A 16,866-nucleotide genomic window follows, 5' to 3' on the forward strand; every position below is an offset into this window, starting at 1 on the left:
GCTAGTCTATGATATGAGCTACCGCTTCACGCTTGTCTGCACTCATCTCTTTGTGGTCGGTTGGGATGAGTAAATAACGATATACCGCCACATCTGTCAGACTTTCATGAGTGCCAACCAAATGGGCGTTGGCAAGGGAGGCATCATCATCAAAAACGACCACCGCTTGCCAACCCCTTTGCGTTTTGGTCCATGCCTGCACCACATCATCAACTTGACAACCATTGGCTGTTAGTTCATCAACTGCTGTTTTTGCCACGACCACGATGATGGCAAAAACGGGCAGTTGTTTTAATGCTTGAATGCTGCCTATGGAACCCATGGGTAGCAGGTGTGCCACACGGTCAATGGCGTTTTGCCATGCCTTAGAATCTTTGGGAAGTGCATAGGTGTTCATATATGCTTCGCTGTTTGATGATTTGTGCCTATTGTAACATTTTTGGATAAATAATGAAAAGCGAAATTCTGTTTAGGATGGATTGTTAAGGGTTAATCATTAGACCCGATGATGATTTAGTCAGTGTTGTGCAAAATATTAACCAAATTACGCCTGCATGATTTTAAGTGCTTAAAATTTCACAAAAAAAATGATAAAATCTAGGGCGTGTTGAATTTAGCTATTTTTTATGTAAAAATTAAAAATCCCATTAGTATTTAACACATCCCATATATTATTTGTCCATATGCCCACAACCAAAGATCTGTCATGACCTATACCGCCCCCCGCCACGGCTTATTTGCCGTTTTTATTTTGGCAAGTTTGACGCTAAATTTGCTATTTTTTGTCATCAGTACCGAGCAACAGTTAGAAGAACGTTATGAACGCAGCACACAGACACAAGCGGTAGCGATTGCCGAAGAGTTGTCCGCACCGCTTGGCATCAATGACCGTATTAGCATGAGTGTGGTGGCAAATCGCCATATCAGAGGTGATGATGTGGCATTTGTGGGCGTGTATGATGTCAATGAAAACCTGCTGGTGCCTGTGGGTAAAGAGACCAATGGATTTATCGCAAAAGAGGTGGTAACAGACAGTCAAAGTGTGCTGGGTTATGTGATGGTGCAGACGCATGAGATTAATCGGGCTAAGATTATCTCTGATAACTGGATATATTTGGTGGGTGTGGCATTTTTGCATGTGCTTCTTCTGCTCATTTATGGTTATTTGGCACGTCCAACCAATGCCATTCGTATTGAGATTGCCCATGATGTACGTAACCGCTTGCTAGCCAAGGGATTATTGTATGATGCCAGCCAAAAGAACCACGCCCACACTCACGAAAGTGATAGCCCCATCGGAGATTCTGATGACTCATCTGGCACGCTACACGCCAAACACGACACGTCCCCAACACAAGTCTCACCAAATCAAGCACAAAATGAGCATACTTATATCGTCCAAGCATGCTTTGATGACCCCAATGACCTGCTTACCACGGTGGCCAATCAGACTAAAAGTGTCTATTTTTCGCTGTGCCATCAGCTACTAAGCAAAGCGACCACAGAACTGCTTGCTCTGCCAGTTTTTCATGGAGTGAGTATGGAGAGCATCTCCCCCTTTGATGATCGAGGTTGTCGTATCGTGTTGTCAGGCAAAGACAAATACAGCAAATCCGCTTTGGCATCCATTCTACTGGCACATCTGATACTCATGCTAAACCAAATCATCTATGATAAGCACCGTGAATTAAAACGCTTCGCTCTGCCCATGCGTACCTATGTCAGTGATATGACCCGTCAAGATGAGATGGCAGGTGTGGGTATTAAACATCGCAAAACACCGTTGGTATTACTGCCAAACCGTGTTATGACTGGTTTATTACCCCACGGCAACTTCCTAAAACTTACCAATCCGGTCAGTGTTGCTGAGCGTGAATGCCATCACCTAAGGCACCTAAGCATCTCCCATGCTAAGAGTTTAGAACAAGTACGAGATAAAGTGTTGTTATCTGGTTGATTTGTAAAAATAGATAAAAAAATAGATGGCAATGGCAATATTTTTAAAATACACTTGACAAAAGATGATTTTACCTTTATAAGGATTTTAAAATTAAGTCAGTTTATTTTTTTCAGATGATTGATTGGGTTTTGCCCATCATTCACTTTTTGATGCCTATTTACCCAACCCATTTATCCAAAAGGAGTTATCATGAGTGGTCTTGATGATGATTTTGATGATGATTTTGAAGAAGATGCCGATGCCCAAATGGCAGATGACGCCAAGGCTAAGCCCTTAGAAAAACGCCTTAAAATTGATGCCATGCTTGAAGAGCAACGCCTAAATAAGCTCATGCGTGCCTTAGAGGATGACGATGATTTTGATGAATTTGATGATTTAGATGACGATGATTTTGATGCTTAGACTTGCATTCTGATTGTTTAAAATGTTCGTTGTCATTTAAGTGCATTGTCATTTATCTGCTATCTGCTCCTGCCATTTAATCCAAACCTGAGTACAGCTTATGACCCGTGATGAATTAATAACACTGCTATATCGTGAAGAGATGAACCCTTATGGACTTGACCCTGTTGCCACGCATGGGTTTTTGACAGCCAGTATTGTCGGTAAACCTTTGCCAGATTGGTTGTCAGTTTATTTTGATGGGCATGAAAATGACGTCAGCGATGACATCAAAATTGCCTTGACAGCATGGCGAGATGAGATTTATCAAATCCTAAAAGATGAAGAACCTGTTGAGTTGCCTTTTGATGCTGATGATGAACAAGAAGACTTTGGCGAGGATTCGGATGTGGTGGCATGGTGTGTTGGCTTTATTGAAGCGATGTATGGCGATGAGTCTGTGGATTGGTTTGATGATGCTGACACCGAAGAAGATGTGGCAGAGCTGACTTTGCCGATGGTCATCTTATCAGGGATGGATGAAGAGAACGAAGATTTGAACATGATGCGAGATGATATTGACATGATGGTACAACTTGCTAACAGCTTAGAGAGTAATGTTACCGAGCTGTTTTTGTTGTTTCATACCAATGACTAAGCTAAGGGCTTTGAACTGTTTCTTGAAATCTAACTAAATCTATCTTATAACATCCAAATGAATAGATTAATCAGTATCAACGAAGCTTCCAAATAACTTGGCGTGTCCATCTCAACCTTATGCAGATGGGACGAAAGTGGTGTGCTTGTTGCCCAAAGAACACCTAAGGACACAGACGTTACGATATTAGTAAAATCAACCCAAACCTACTGCATGGCATAGGCAACAAAGACCGAAAAACCATTACCTATGCACAAGTATCAAGCCACGACCAAAAGGACGATTTAGACCGTCAGATTGGTGTGCTTGAGCTATATTGTGCAAGTCAAGGTTAGCAATTTGAAATCGTGGGTGATTTGGGTAGTGGTATGAACTACCACAAAAAAGTCTTAGAAGCAGTTAAGGCGGTACTACAATGACAACCATTCGTGGACACATCATTGCCTTAGACCCAAACAACACCCAAGCCACCCATCTCAAAAAAGCGTGTGGCGTTGCCAGATTTTCCTATAATTGGGCGTTGGGGCAATGGAAAAAGCAATATGAACAAGACAAAAACTACCGTGATGAATGTCAAGTAAAAGGCACAACCATTGACGAAAACCGACTTAACAAACCATCACAAGGTAAACTAAGAAAACAACTTAACGCCATAAAACGTGAACAATTCCCCTTTATGCTTGAAGTTACTAAGTGCAGTCCACAACTTGCCATCATGCAACTAGGCGACGCCTTTAAACGCTTTTTTAAGGGTGAAAGCAAATATCCCCAATTTCGCAAAAAAGGCGTCAATGACCGTTTTAGCCTATCCAACGACCAATTTAAACTTAAAAGTAAAAATAACAAACCACACATTCAAATCCCCAATTTAGGCTTGGTTAGAATGACCGAACATCTAAGATACAATGGCAAAATCCTATCCGCCAAAGTTTTTACCAAGGGTGGTAAATGGTTTGTGTCTATTGCTGTTGAATTAGATGACACTCAAAAACCTTTACCCAAAACAGGTAAATCAGTCGGTTTAGACTTAGGCATTACCGATTTAGCCACGCTTTCAGATAGTACAAAAATCCAAGCCCCAAAACCACTTAAAAACAAATTGAAAAAACCAAGACGATTGAATAAATCGTTAAGCCGTAAACAAAAAGGCAGTAACAACCGTGAAAAGGTGAAAACCAAGCCATCACGGTTGTATTATAAAATCTCAAACATCAGAAAAGATTTTTTAAATAAACTCACGACAGACTTAGTAAAACAATTTGATGCGATTTGCATTGAAAACCTTAACACCAAAGGTATGGTAAGAAATCGCAAATTAAGCCGTGCCATCTCTGATTTGGGATTTTATGAATTTAAACGGCAACTTATTTATAAAGCCAACCAATGGGGCAAGAGCATCAAAGAATTGGACAGGTTTTACCCAAGCTCTAAAACTTGTTCAAATTGCGGTTTTATTATGGCAAAAGAAAACTTGACACTTGCGGTTAGACATTGGATTTGTCCTAGTTGCCATGCCAATCATGACCGTGATATTAATGCAAGTATCAATATTTTAAATCAGGCAGATAAGGTTTTAACTTTATCTTAAAAATAGTTGGCGGTGAGTTTCACCGTGTCAGCCTATGGAGCTTATGTAAGACCCAAGTCAAACGACAAGGGCAACGAGCGTTGAAGTAGGAATTAAACGCTAAATTTGCTTTTGGGTAGATTTAGGTAGGTTTTAAGGAACGGCTAATCATAGCAATCATGATGGCTTTTGATTATTTATATAAAAATTGTTTTTAGATTATATAAATATGCCACAAAAGCATCAAATTTGCGTTATAATGAAGAGCTAAAATCATTAGCAATTTATTTTGATTAACACAGGTAATCCCCAATGTTAAAACACGTTCTTTTGGCGACCAGCGTACTTGCGTTGTCCGCCGCAGCATCTGCCGACTTAACTTTTAAAGCAGGTTTGGGCTATCTTGACCCAACTGCCAAAAAAGACATTGCCCCAAATATACCAAAAGCCAAAGTAAGCAGCGAGATGGCAGTATTGCCCTCTTTTGATTATCGCTTTGCCAACAGCCCATTCTCAGCAGAGTTATTATTGGCAAGTCCATTTGAGCATACAGTCAGTATTATTTCTGATAATAATAAAAGAGCAGATATAGCCAAATTCAAGCAATTACCTCCCACATTGACTGTTAAATACAATACCCCAACAGTTAATGGCTTTGGTGCTAATATCGGTATCGGTGCAACCGTTCTTGTTCCTTATAAAGAAAAATTTATGGGTAGCAACGACAAACTAGAAGCGGATATCGTTGTTGCTCCTGCTGCCCAGATTGGTGCGACTTACTCTAAGCCATCATCACCTTGGGGTGTGTTCGCCGATGTGCGTTATGTAGATTTAAAAACTGATTTAAAGCTAGATGGTGAAAAAATTGGTAAATTAGAGGTCAATCCTGTGGTCTATGCTTTGGGTGTAAGCCACAGATTCTAATCTGTATACTGATTACCATTAAATCCCTGACCTTTGGTTGGGGATTTTAACGTTTAGTTAAATACAACTAAATACAACTAAATCAAATCATATCAAGACAGCTGACGATATCTGAGCTGCTCTACCCACAGTTTGCGACTGTTTAGCGGTTTGTGGTCAAGCAGGTGGTCCATCATTGCCCGATGCACTTGCCCAAGTAGTGTTAGATTGGCGGGGTTAAATTGTTGATACTCTGCCTTGCTGAGTGCTTTAATCATCATCCCTGATATGCCATGGTTTGTGCCATCGCTCTTTATAAAGCCTTGGGTGGGGATAAAGTCATAATAAGCATGAACATCAATCTCCTGCCCCAACTCGTCTGTATCCCAGTCAATCTTAACACCCAACTCACAAAATAATGCACTCTCAAAGCGTCTTAGGGTATGTTTCATCTTATCTATCCTGGTCATCTTATGACTTGCATCATCACCCATCTTATCATCACCCACGTCATGATGGCTGATGGTTTGGAGTTGTATTACGCTGTCATGATAGTGTTGCCATAGGATGGGGCAGGGGTTTTCAGCGATGATGAGTCGGCAGATGATCTCATTAAGATAAAGCAAGGCGTATTGATTTTGTCCCAATGGGTATGGGGGAGATGTGGTTGTGATGTGAATTTGGGTGAAGTTTTTTAGGGCGTTTTGTCCACTGGCAAACAGTTTAACGACCACAAAAGATGGCATGCCACGCACACCCATGCCATGCACCACGCCATGTTCGGCACTAAAAAACTGATAAATTGCCCGTTTTTCTTGATAGGCTCGGGCATGTAACAAATATCCGGTCAGTGGCTCGTTTCTCATGGTGAACAGCTTTAAGGCAATAACAGTTACTGTTGCATATGACAACCGCAACTGTGTTTGCTAAGTATTTTTAATTGTACTGCCCTTTGTCTGACTTAACCGGTAGGTCAGTGTGAGTAACACTTGCAAACAACAAGACGACAATGGCTAAAATTAACTCAGACAAGCACATTATTATTTACCATCTTTTTTAAGAATGTGCAATATGGCAACCATGCCCATAAAAGGATAACATAAAGACATGCCAATATAATACAAAGGATTATTTGATGCTCCCAATGACTTGATTGATGATAGCAAACCTATTAACAGCAAAAAAACTAATGCAAAACAGATGTTTGGCAAGGTCAAACTTTCTTTTTTTATGAAAGTATTAAAAAATTGAAATATAGAAAACAGTAGCATTGTTGCCAAGAAATAAGAGAATTTATCCATCGTCTCAAAGTTTTTCAAAGATTCATTAAATCATGATGAAAATAATAACATTAAATCTACCACAATCTTGCTAAGATGACAATGCTCTTAGATTCATTTTCTCATTTTATGATTTGCTGTGGCACATCCACATCAAAAGCAAAAGACAAATCCATCTATTGGGTGGTTGGGTGGATAATTTGGTTGTCATTCTTGATTATAATAATTATAATAATAACCGTACCTGTCAAGTATTTTTAATCCATAAAGATAAGCAATGATATAACATTTTATTTAGCGATAACTGAGTGCTTCCGCCAAATGAGCCGTCCCCACACTCTTTGCCCCTGCCAAATCAGCAATGGTACGAGCAACCCTTAGCACACGATGATAACTTCTGGCTGATAGGTTTAGTCGTGATTGGGCGGCGGCAAGGAATTGTTTTTCTACCATACCAAGCGGTATGTGCGTGTCAATCTCGCTGGGAGTTAGCTCACTGTTGGCTTTGCCTTGACGGTTTAGGGCGATGTTTCTGGCATGCACGACACGTTCACGTACGACAGCAGATGATTCTCCTTGTGGCGTGCTTTGTAAGTCATCTATTGCCATGGCAGGCACATGAACATGTAGGTCAATACGGTCAAGTAAAGGGCCTGAGATTTTGTCTTGATAGCGGTGAATTTGATTGGGTGTGCAGCGACAGCGGTTAGATGGGTCGCCATGATAGCCACACGGACACGGATTCATCGCCCCGATGAGCTGAAAATTGGCAGGGTAAGCCACCTGGGCGTTGGCTCGGCTGATGATGATTTCTTTGGACTCTAATGGCTGACGCATGACCTCTAAGGTCTTACGGTCAAATTCGGGCAACTCATCAAGAAAAAGCACGCCCCGATGAGCCAAACTGATCTCCCCTGGTTTGGGGCGTGAACCACCACCTGATAATGCCACCGCACTCATGGTATGATGACAAGATCGAAATGGACGCATGCCAAAATCATAAGGCAACCCTGCCACTGAATACACACTTGCCACCTCTAAGGCTTCATCATCATTCAAAGGCGGTAAAATGCTTGGCAGTCGGCTTGCCATTAAGGTTTTGCCTGAGCCGGGTGAACCTTTAAACAGCACAGAATGCCCACCTGTGGCACAAATCTCTAACGCTCGGCGGGCGTGGTGTTGTCCTTTGACGTCAGACAAATCTAAGGGATAAGTCGCCACAGCTTTGGTGATGGGCAGGGCGGTTGGGGTTAGTCTGTCATGGATGTTACCGCCATTGATGGCATTGAGATGATGGCATACCTGAGTGAGATTATCCGCCCCAAGCACACAAATATCCATGACTTGTACCGCTTCGGATGCATTGGCACGTGGCAAAATTAGCGTCCGTTCACCACCTTTTAAAATGCGAGCCACTGATAATGAACCTGTTATTCCACGTAAATCACCATTTAGGGCAAGTTCACCGATGAACTCAAAGTTGTCCAGTACTGTCTCATCAATTTGTCCGCTTGCTGTCAAAATACCTATGGCGATGGGTAAATCAAGTCTGGCACCATCTTTGGATAGATCAGCTGGGGCAAGATTGATGGTAATACGGCGATTGGGGAAATCAAAACCACTGTTGATGATTGCTGAACGAACACGGTCTTTGCTCTCACGTACGGAGGCCTCGGGCAAGCCAACCATGGTTAGGGTGGGCAAGCCTTGCGATATGTGGACTTCTACCGTAACAGATGGTGCGGTCAGACCGATGACAGAACGGGTGTGTATTTGGGCAAAGGACATGGCTTAAACAATCGCCTTTTGATAAACGCTAGATAATTCGGTGAGATTGACCGCATATTGCACGTTTTTATAACTCTTGCCAATCTCGCTTTGTAAGACGCTCATCACACGCCCGACTAAATCCGCCTTTATCTCATCACTGCGACCTGCCATAATCGCCAAATGTGCCACCACAAAATGCTCGCCATCATCAAACCCCAGCCCGATAAGGCTGTCTGTGGCATGATACACACGACTTTTAATGTCTTTGGACTGAGCAAACTGACCGCTTTCAAATAGGGCGGTATTTAGCTTTAATAATAAATCGGCTTCATCGGCGATTTTTAGGTTTTTGGATAATTCTAGGGTAAGATGTGGCATAAAACTTCCTTTTAGCTTAATCAGGTTTGACACAAATCAGTATACGCACGCTGTCAGGGACAAGCGACAACTGTGCCAATGCTGATAACCCCTGTTCTTTCATTTTTATCAGAGTTTGAATTTCGTCATCTCGTACATTGGGATTGATGGCTTGTAGGCGTTGTAATCGTCCTATTTCTTTGTCCAGATGGTCGGCAAATTGGCTTTGGGCTGATGCACTGATGGCGGATAATTCATCGGTTGCTTTGGATTTGGCAAGCGTGGTGATGTTGCTAATGATCTCATGCCTTGCTTTGATGGCTTGACGTGCTTTGGTTTTGTCTAGTCTGGCAATGATGGGTAAAAGTTTGTCAGAGGTTGCCACTTTGGTTAGGTCATTGCCATTTTCAGCAAGCAGTACACGAATGATTTGCTCTGACAGATAGGCAGATAGATTGAGATGTTTGGGGGCGATGGCTTCTATCCGAAAATGATTCTCTATGAGCATAAGCCCCTGTGGCATGACAGACGATTTTAACAAAACCACGCTGGTATTACCAAATGTGCCTGACTTTATAGACTCCAACACACTCATGACAAGTGGGTGTTCTAAGCTCATGTATGCCATATCTTCACGGCTTAGGGCTTGATTGCGGTCAAAGGTTAGGGTCAAGCCATCTTCGTTGATGGGCAGTACCGAGATGTCCTGTATTTCGGTGCTGTCAATGGGGTGAATGACCCACGAATCATCACGATTAATGCTATACTCAACACCTAATGCGTCCAAATAGCGGTCAAGAAATGCTGGCAATACTTGTGCGTTATCCATCTCGTGCATGGCTTGTACGATACGCCCTGATACGCTGGGGCGACATGAGTTATACTCTAACAGGCGATCTCGTCCTGCTTGTAGTTCTTCTTCAAGTTGTATGCGTAGAGCGGTTGCATTTGCTACAAGTCTATTAAAGTCATCAAAGCTGTTTTGTCCTTCTAGCATGGGTTTTAGATCAGCGATGAAATGCTCTTGTACTGTTTGGGCGGTCGGACTGATGTGGTTAAAAATATTTAGGGCGTGGTCATACCAATGATACAAGCGTTCTTGGGCAGTGCCAACGACAAAAGGAACATGTAGGCGGATTTGGGCGATTTGTCCGATACGGTCAAGTCGTCCGATACGTTGCTCTAACGTGTCAGGGTTGGCAGGCAAATCAAACAGCACCAAATCTTGGACGAATTGGAAATTACGTCCTTCTGAGCCAATTTCGCTACATAGCAGGATTTGGGCGCCACCTGTATCAGCAAAATAGGCTGCCGCTTGATCACGTTCTAGCAGGCTCATCTGCTCGGTAAAAATGGCGGTTTTAATGCCAGCATGCAGACGCAGTACCGCCTCTAAACTTTCAATGGTTGCCCCTGAACGGGCGATGAGTAGGGCTTTTTTGTGTTTTAGGTCATTTTTTAATAGCTCAATGAGCCATGGTACTTTGGGGTCAGTCTCTAACCATGAGCCGTCAGGATAACTCTCTTCACCCCACAGTTGTTCACGCAATTTGCCTTGTGTATAAGGGGTGTTTTGCCATGCTGTTGGCAGGGGCAGTGGATAGGCGATGCTGGTACGCCCATAAAAGCCTTGTACGCTGTCTCGGGTATTTCTAAATAGTACACGCCCTGTACCATGGCGGTCTAAGAGTTCGTTGATGATGTATTGGCGTAATTTGTCATTGGTATTAATATCAGCAATCTCATGCACATCAAACCCAAGCAGTCCTGCCACCGCTTTGATTTGTTTGTCGGTCAAATCCTTATCGTCTATCAGCAAGGTTGCCACCATGGCCACATCAGCAAAAGCATCTTGACATGCGATAAAATCATCTAGGTCATCAAATCGGTGTGGGTCAAGCAGTCGCAGGCGAGCAAAATGACTCTCCACGCCAAGCTGTTCAGGGGTTGCAGTGAGTAATAATACCCCTGCGATGTGATTGGCAAAATCCGCCACCAGTTCATATTTGTCATTACCGCCTTGTTCTGTGTCCCAGTGCAGATGGTGAGCTTCATCCACCACAAGTAAATCAAAGTTTGATGCATGTGCCTGTTCATACAGGTCATGATGGTCAAGTAACAAATCAATACTGGCGATGATGAGCTGTTCTGTGTCAAATACGTTTTCATCAGGGTTATGTTCTTTGATGGATGCTGTACGCACCAAGTCAAAGATGGCAAAATCTAAGTTAAAACGGCGTTTTAGTTCTATCATCCATTGGTATTGCAAGCTGTCAGGCACAAGGATAAGCACACGGTTGGCTCGCCCTGTGATGAGCTGTTGATGAACGATAAGCCCTGCTTCTATTGTTTTGCCCAGTCCCACTTCATCCGCCAGCAGCACCCGAGGGGCTAGGCGTTTGCCAACTTCATGGGCGATGTAGAGCTGATGGTTGATAACGTCCACTCTTGCCCCAATAAGTCCACGCAAAGGATGGCGGGTGAGCATGGTGGTCAATTTCAAAGCATTTTGACGAATCTCATAATCTTCATTATGCTCAATACGTCCTGCCAAAAGTCGCTCTAAGGGTTTGGCGAGTGTGATGTTTGCTGACAGACGTGTTTCCATGAGGCTTTTACCACAGGTCAGATGATAACGCATGACATGGGCTATCTCTTCACAGCTTGCTACCACAAACTCTTGTCCGTCTTGGTCAAAAATGGTGTCGCCACTGCCAAAGACCACTCTTGAAAGTTGAGCCGATGCTTTGGCATACACTCGCTTTTCTTCGCTTTGGGGGAATAAGATGTGAACACAGCGGTCATCTACGTCGATGACCACACCCAACCCCAAATTACTCTCAGAATCGGACAAATAACGCTGACCAATGGCAAATACGTTCATAAAAATTTAACGCTCGGTAAAGATATGATGGGTTTATGGGGGCAATCCCCATTTTATAAATGGTTATAAAGGCAAATTGATTATTTTAAGGCAAATGGGTAGGATTTTGCAATAAAAATTTGTTGTGGGTGGTGGTGGGGCGTATGCAAGCGAAAATGAGAACAGTTGTTATGAAAAATAACTGTCATCCAATCTTACTTTTTACAACTGTTTAAAGGGCGGTATGTCTTACCTGAAAAATAGCCCTTTATTCACTTATATTAATGATTTTCTTGACCGTCTAGAAGTTTGGTTAATAGCACAATCTGCTTTTCTTTTTCGGCAATAATTTCATCTTTACAAGCGATGATTTGTTTTAAACTTTCAATTTCATTTGCCATATTTTCATTATGAGCATAATATTTATTATAGACCGAATTGCCATTATTATGGATATTATTATAGAACGTATCGCCACCATTATCCGCAATCAATAAATCAAATAAATTCACTTCAAATATTTGGGTAAGTTGTTGGATTTTATCTAAATGTAATTTGGTTTCGCCACGTTCAATCTTAGCATAGCCACTTGGCGACATACCCATGCGTTCTGCCACTTCTTCTTGTGTCCAATGATTAAATTCTCTTAGGTGTTTGATTTTTTCGTGAATTTGCATAAAAAACTCAATTTGGACAGAAAAATGTTCTAAAAGTCTTAGACTATTCAATAATTTGGGATTATTATAAAGCACATACAAACAAATTACCACCTTTTTTAACCCCCAATCATGGAGAAATCTTATGGGTAAATTTATCAAAAACTTGGCAATTCTTGCCACAATCGCCACCATGACAAGTAGTGCAATGGCTTACAACATTCAATTTCAAGAGAACAAGTCAGATTCTTCTACCGAATGGTGGAGCGGTCGTTGTGATGACGGTCAAGGCTTTCTTACTTGGCGTAGTTATGACGAGTCAATTTGGCACGCCTCAGGACCAAAAGGCAAGGACTGGGGACCTTCAAGAGATGCTGTAATTCGCAAAGTCTGTGGCGAATAAAATCTTACACCCCACAAAATAAACCGCCCCCACGGCGGTTTATTTACCCCTTTACGGCTTTTTAATTGCTTTTAGCAACTCCAAAAATCCTGCAACATACGCCACATCTCTACTGCTCTTACGCACCCCTGCATACAGCTGACAATACACCCCCTGCCCAAGCGTACGCGTTACCACCCAGCCTTTTTTTTCATATTCACTTGCCACCCAGTCGGGCAACGCTGACACACCACGTTCACTTGCCACCAGTTGAATCAGCATGGCGGTCAGTTCAGTGATGCGGATATGTTTGGGGCAGATGCCATTTGGCTCTAAAAATTTGGCGATGACATCAAGGCGGGTCTGTTCCACAGGATAAGCGATGAGCGTCTCATCCGCCAAATCACTGGCATTAATCACACTTTGGCTTGCCAGTCGGTGCGTAGGCGACACCACAAGGCGACTTTCATAGGTAAATAACGGCTGATAATAAATGGCGTCTATTGGCAAATTGCTTGCGGTGATGAGCAGGTCAATATCACCATCTAGGAGCATTTGGTGCGGTTCAGGCTCAAAGCCAGGTGTAAAATCCAGTTCTACATCGCTATACTCTTTGCGATATACATTCAAAATCGGCATGAGCCAATCAAAACAGCTATGACACTCACTTGCTAGCCTAAACCGTCCTGCTTGTCCATGTGCCAGACGTTTAATGTCAGCTTTGGTGCGAGCAACTTGCGGTAGGATATTATCTGCCAATTGTAATACAGACCTGCCTGCTGGTGTAAAACTTATGGGGCGAGTACGGCGATTAACCAGTGTAATGTCATAATAACTCTCCAACTCTTTTAGTTGATGAGAGATGGCGGATGCTGTTAAATTGAGTTCATCGGCGGTCATGACAAGCGAACCATGACGAGCGAGAATGGAGAGCATTTGTAAATGTCGGATTTCTAACATGACAACTTTTGGCTAAGATTTTGTATAAAAACAGTGAAAATGCCCATAAGCACCCATCCTGTCATTTTAATATGCCAACTGGCACTTTAATGATGGGCGTGGCTGTGTTCATGAGAGCTGTGTTCATGATTATGCTGATGCTTGTCATGATGATGACTGTGTTCATGGAGTTCATGACTGTGTTCATGGAGTTCATGACTGTGTTCATGATTGTGATGGGCATGTCCGCCATGATGATGACCATGCATTAGGTGCATGACGGTAGGCGAGAGCATGACAAACAGCCCTGAGATGAGCATGACAGCACCGCTAAATTTACGCAGGTTAAAGGTCTTGACCTTTTGTTGTAACCATGACAGCGTTGCCCCGGTCATGATAAGCATGGGCAGAGTACCCAGTCCAAAGGCAAGCATGAACAGTACGCCCATGATGGGTTCATGTCCTGTCGCCGCCACACTCATCGCCATCACCAAAGCCCCATAGACCAGACCACAAGGCAACAGTCCCCACAGCAGTCCTGCCCCAAGAGCCTTAGGCAGGCTGTCCATGGGCAGTACCTTTTGACGGACAGGGGCAAGGCGATTCCAAAGACCCAGCCCCATTTTTTCAAGATGGTTTAAAAATGGCAAACCAAGCATGAGCAGAGAGGCAAATACAATCGCCAAACCCAGCACGATACGAGGCAGGGCATTACCTGTCATAAAGGGGGCAAGCACCGTCTCACCAAAGATGGTTGCAATCAGTCCAAGAGCCATATAACTCATCAAGCGTCCAGTGTGATAGGTTGCGATGAGCATGCCACGTTTTTGTGGGCTTAGGTTCTTCATGGAGATGCCAAAAGCAGTTACGATACCACCACACATCCCCATGCAGTGTGGTGATCCCAAAAAGCCCATGGCAAGGGCGGGCGCTAATAATACGATACTCATGCGTCATCCTTATTACGTTGGTTGTTTTGGGTTGCCTTGCTGGCGTGATTTAAGGCATCACGGCGAGCTTGACGGTCATCCAAGATGATTTGGTCGGGGGCATTGTCTAAATCTTCAAACTGGTTGGACTTGACCGCATAAGCAATCGCCCAAATCGCCACAACGAACAACATAAGACTTAGCGGAATGAGTAGGTAGATACTGGTCATGTCATCTGTTCCAAAAGCACAAGTTCTTTGCTAGTTTACCCAAATCAGGGTTTTTTATCTTTTCACTCATCTTTTATATTGGTCATTGATTGGGGCATGTATATTGGTCATTGATTGGGGCATGCCCATACTCATGGTATTTTTATAAAATGCGTTATGTGGTCATGTTATGTGCAACCAAATAATCATATCTTATTCATGACATTAGGTAAATTGTGTTTGCAAATAATCCACATTTTAACACATTTATCAGTTTTGACAGCAAATTTTTAAAAGCCCATAAAAAATTTATGGTTTTTGGATAAACATAACTTTTTTCTTAAAAGTTTCTTAAAAGCCGACCGAACCGATTTAATGTTTGGTAGGTGATGCCAAACGTTTAGCATGGATAAATAGCATGGATAAATGGTCATATAAATAGCCATATAAATAGCCATATGAACAGCCATACACTGATTTTTTACAAAATCACTTGCCACAGCTGTAAATTTTTGCGAAAATAAGCCAAATTAGCTTTTTGTTTTATATCTGATAAAGAGTCGCCATTTGTCACTACAATCCCTAAAAATACAGTCTTTACCAAGATTTTCCCTAAACTTTGCCGCCAATATCGTCGCTGCCTTGTGGATGTTGGTGGGGTCAGTACGTGCCTTTAATTGGGTTAAGCCCACGTTTGGGCAGTTTGTGCTATTTGCTTTATTGGCGTTGGCGGTCAATATTTTGTTGGCATGGCTGACAGCACATTTTGGCAGTGATTTTAACGAGCAAGGACTCATCAGTTATCTGATTTGGCCGACCATCATGCTCATTGCAGGGATTTTGCTTGCCAAACGTACGCTGAACTACTCATTGCTATTCGTGCCTGTGATTTTATGGCTTGTGGCAGATACGCTACTGATTTTGGTACAAAGTGGCATGCAGTTTTTGAGTTTGCAAAACTGGCTGCCAAATTGGATGTATCGCTTTTTACCCGATGTGTTCGTGGCGTTATTTGTGTGGCAGACAGCGGCACTGCTTTTAATTTTTGCCAAGCGTTTACACTGGCAATGGTGGGAGCGGGTCATTATGATGGTGGGGGCGATTGCCTTGTTGGTGGTGTGGCAAAAAAATGTGGCAGATCAGCCCATTTTTAAGCTAAAAAACCAAAATCCGACCATCAGTGAGACCGCTTTTTATGCCCAACCGATGATTTTAACAGAGCATTTAGCAGGCATTGAAAAATCTGCCACAGGCGAGAGCGACTGGTATTTTATGGGTGTGGCAGGCTATGGCGGACTGGATGTTTTTAGTAATGAAGTGACGCAGGCAAAACAGCTGTTTGATGTGCGTTTTGGCACGCAAGGCAGATCCATTGCCCTAATTAACAACCCAAAGACATGGCAGTCTGACCCCATCGCCACCAAGACCAGTATCCATGAGACACTCCAAGCCATCGGTAAACAAATGAACGCTGATGAAGATGTGCTGTTTTTGATGTTAAGCTCACATGGGGCGGTAGACGAAAGTGGTCAGATTTTGGGGGATTTGGTGCTTGACAATCCTCCGCTGGATTTGGATGACATTGACCCTGTATGGCTCAAAGAAACATTGGATGCGTCAGGCATTCGCTGGCGGGTGATTGTCATCTCATCGTGTTACTCTGGTGCGTTTATTGAGCGTCTGGCATCACCAACCACACTCATCATTACCGCATCAGCTGCCGATAGAGCATCTTTTGGGTGTAGTTATAACGCTGATTTGAGTTATTTTGGGCGGGCATTTTTTGCCGAAGGTTTGCGTGGCAATAAAAATACCTTTGACAATGCCTATGATTATGCCAAAAATCGAGTAAGCGAATTAGAAGCACTCATGGGTTTTGTGCCATCACAGCCACAGATGTATGTTGGTAGTCTCATGAAAACGGCATTGCCCGAGCTAGAACAGGCACTGTTTGACAACAGTCAAGAGCCGACCATGCCAGCAGACAATAAATCTAATACCCCCTGATTATC

16 protein-coding genes and 1 pseudogene are annotated in these 16,866 nt (G+C 42.9%); 8 read left to right on the top strand and 9 right to left on the bottom strand.

Annotated features, from left to right (window positions below; genetic code table 11):
• Position 1: 1 nt before the first annotated feature.
• On the bottom strand, positions 2–397 hold the full coding sequence (locus tag A7456_RS10795; RefSeq protein ID WP_082995360.1) for a hypothetical protein: 396 nt from the start codon (positions 395–397) through the stop codon (positions 2–4).
• A 309-nt stretch (positions 398–706) separates the two neighbouring features.
• Between A7456_RS10795 and A7456_RS00370 the strand changes: the two genes are divergently transcribed.
• The 6 genes and pseudogenes from A7456_RS00370 to A7456_RS00390 all read left to right on the top strand — a co-directional run bounded on the left by A7456_RS00370 (position 707) and on the right by A7456_RS00390 (position 5,490).
• Positions 707–1,957 carry a hypothetical protein gene (locus A7456_RS00370; protein ID WP_067006371.1) on the top strand — a complete coding sequence of 417 codons (1,251 nt, stop codon included), beginning with the start codon at positions 707–709 and terminating at the stop codon, positions 1,955–1,957.
• A 192-nt stretch (positions 1,958–2,149) separates the two neighbouring features.
• Positions 2,150–2,362: a PA3496 family putative envelope integrity protein gene (locus tag A7456_RS00375; protein ID WP_066886704.1), complete on the top strand. Its 213-nt coding sequence runs from the start codon at positions 2,150–2,152 to the stop codon at positions 2,360–2,362.
• 100 nt (positions 2,363–2,462) lie between these two features.
• Positions 2,463–2,999, top strand: a complete 537-nt coding sequence (locus tag A7456_RS00380; RefSeq protein WP_066893622.1) for a YecA/YgfB family protein — start codon at positions 2,463–2,465, stop codon at positions 2,997–2,999.
• Positions 3,000–3,101: 102 nt separating this feature from the next.
• A pseudogene (locus A7456_RS11660) lies at positions 3,102–3,331 on the top strand (IS607 family transposase); the annotation flags it as partial.
• An 83-nt stretch (positions 3,332–3,414) separates the two neighbouring features.
• A complete protein-coding gene (locus A7456_RS00385; protein WP_067006374.1) occupies positions 3,415–4,587 on the top strand; it encodes an RNA-guided endonuclease InsQ/TnpB family protein in 1,173 nt (390 codons plus the stop codon).
• Positions 4,588–4,878: 291 nt separating this feature from the next.
• Complete coding sequence (locus tag A7456_RS00390) at positions 4,879–5,490, top strand: OmpW/AlkL family protein (RefSeq protein ID WP_067006376.1); 612 nt, start codon at positions 4,879–4,881, stop codon at positions 5,488–5,490.
• Between the two features lie 92 nt (positions 5,491–5,582).
• Here A7456_RS00390 and recO read toward each other — a convergent pair whose 3' ends face one another.
• The 5 genes from recO to A7456_RS00420 all read right to left on the bottom strand — a co-directional run bounded on the left by recO (position 5,583) and on the right by A7456_RS00420 (position 12,416).
• Entirely contained in the window at positions 5,583–6,335 is a 753-nt protein-coding gene (recO, locus tag A7456_RS00395; protein ID WP_067006379.1) for a DNA repair protein RecO, read from the bottom strand.
• A gap of 708 nt (positions 6,336–7,043) precedes the next feature.
• Positions 7,044–8,537, bottom strand: a complete 1,494-nt coding sequence (locus A7456_RS00405) for a YifB family Mg chelatase-like AAA ATPase (protein WP_067006382.1) — start codon at positions 8,535–8,537, stop codon at positions 7,044–7,046.
• A 3-nt stretch (positions 8,538–8,540) separates the two neighbouring features.
• On the bottom strand, positions 8,541–8,897 hold the full coding sequence (locus tag A7456_RS00410; protein WP_066886722.1) for a 5-carboxymethyl-2-hydroxymuconate Delta-isomerase: 357 nt from the start codon (positions 8,895–8,897) through the stop codon (positions 8,541–8,543).
• A gap of 16 nt (positions 8,898–8,913) precedes the next feature.
• Complete coding sequence (gene rapA / locus A7456_RS00415; protein ID WP_067006384.1) at positions 8,914–11,760, bottom strand: RNA polymerase-associated protein RapA; 2,847 nt, start codon at positions 11,758–11,760, stop codon at positions 8,914–8,916.
• A gap of 260 nt (positions 11,761–12,020) precedes the next feature.
• The gene (locus A7456_RS00420; protein ID WP_067006387.1) at positions 12,021–12,416 is read right to left on the bottom strand and encodes a helix-turn-helix domain-containing protein; all 396 of its coding nucleotides are present in this window, start codon (positions 12,414–12,416) and stop codon (positions 12,021–12,023) included.
• A gap of 124 nt (positions 12,417–12,540) precedes the next feature.
• Between A7456_RS00420 and A7456_RS00425 the strand changes: the two genes are divergently transcribed.
• The gene (locus tag A7456_RS00425) at positions 12,541–12,798 is read left to right on the top strand and encodes a hypothetical protein (protein ID WP_067006390.1); all 258 of its coding nucleotides are present in this window, start codon (positions 12,541–12,543) and stop codon (positions 12,796–12,798) included.
• 51 nt (positions 12,799–12,849) lie between these two features.
• Here A7456_RS00425 and A7456_RS00430 read toward each other — a convergent pair whose 3' ends face one another.
• The 3 genes from A7456_RS00430 to ccoS all read right to left on the bottom strand — a co-directional run bounded on the left by A7456_RS00430 (position 12,850) and on the right by ccoS (position 14,875).
• Positions 12,850–13,737, bottom strand: a complete 888-nt coding sequence (locus tag A7456_RS00430) for a LysR family transcriptional regulator (protein ID WP_067006393.1) — start codon at positions 13,735–13,737, stop codon at positions 12,850–12,852.
• 86 nt (positions 13,738–13,823) lie between these two features.
• Positions 13,824–14,666, bottom strand: coding sequence for a sulfite exporter TauE/SafE family protein (locus tag A7456_RS00435; RefSeq protein WP_067006396.1), 843 nt, complete (start codon positions 14,664–14,666; stop codon positions 13,824–13,826).
• Positions 14,663–14,875 (bottom strand): cbb3-type cytochrome oxidase assembly protein CcoS, encoded by a 213-nt coding sequence (gene ccoS, locus A7456_RS00440; RefSeq protein WP_062498601.1) that lies wholly within the window; start codon positions 14,873–14,875, stop codon positions 14,663–14,665. The genes A7456_RS00435 and ccoS overlap by 4 nt, the downstream gene beginning before the upstream one ends.
• Positions 14,876–15,421: 546 nt before the next feature.
• Between ccoS and A7456_RS00445 the strand changes: the two genes are divergently transcribed.
• Positions 15,422–16,861: a C13 family peptidase gene (locus A7456_RS00445; protein ID WP_082995361.1), complete on the top strand. Its 1,440-nt coding sequence runs from the start codon at positions 15,422–15,424 to the stop codon at positions 16,859–16,861.
• Positions 16,862–16,866 lie beyond the last annotated feature (5 nt).

The organism is Moraxella nonliquefaciens (genome assembly GCF_001679005.1).
GTDB lineage: Bacteria > Pseudomonadota > Gammaproteobacteria > Pseudomonadales > Moraxellaceae > Moraxella > Moraxella nonliquefaciens.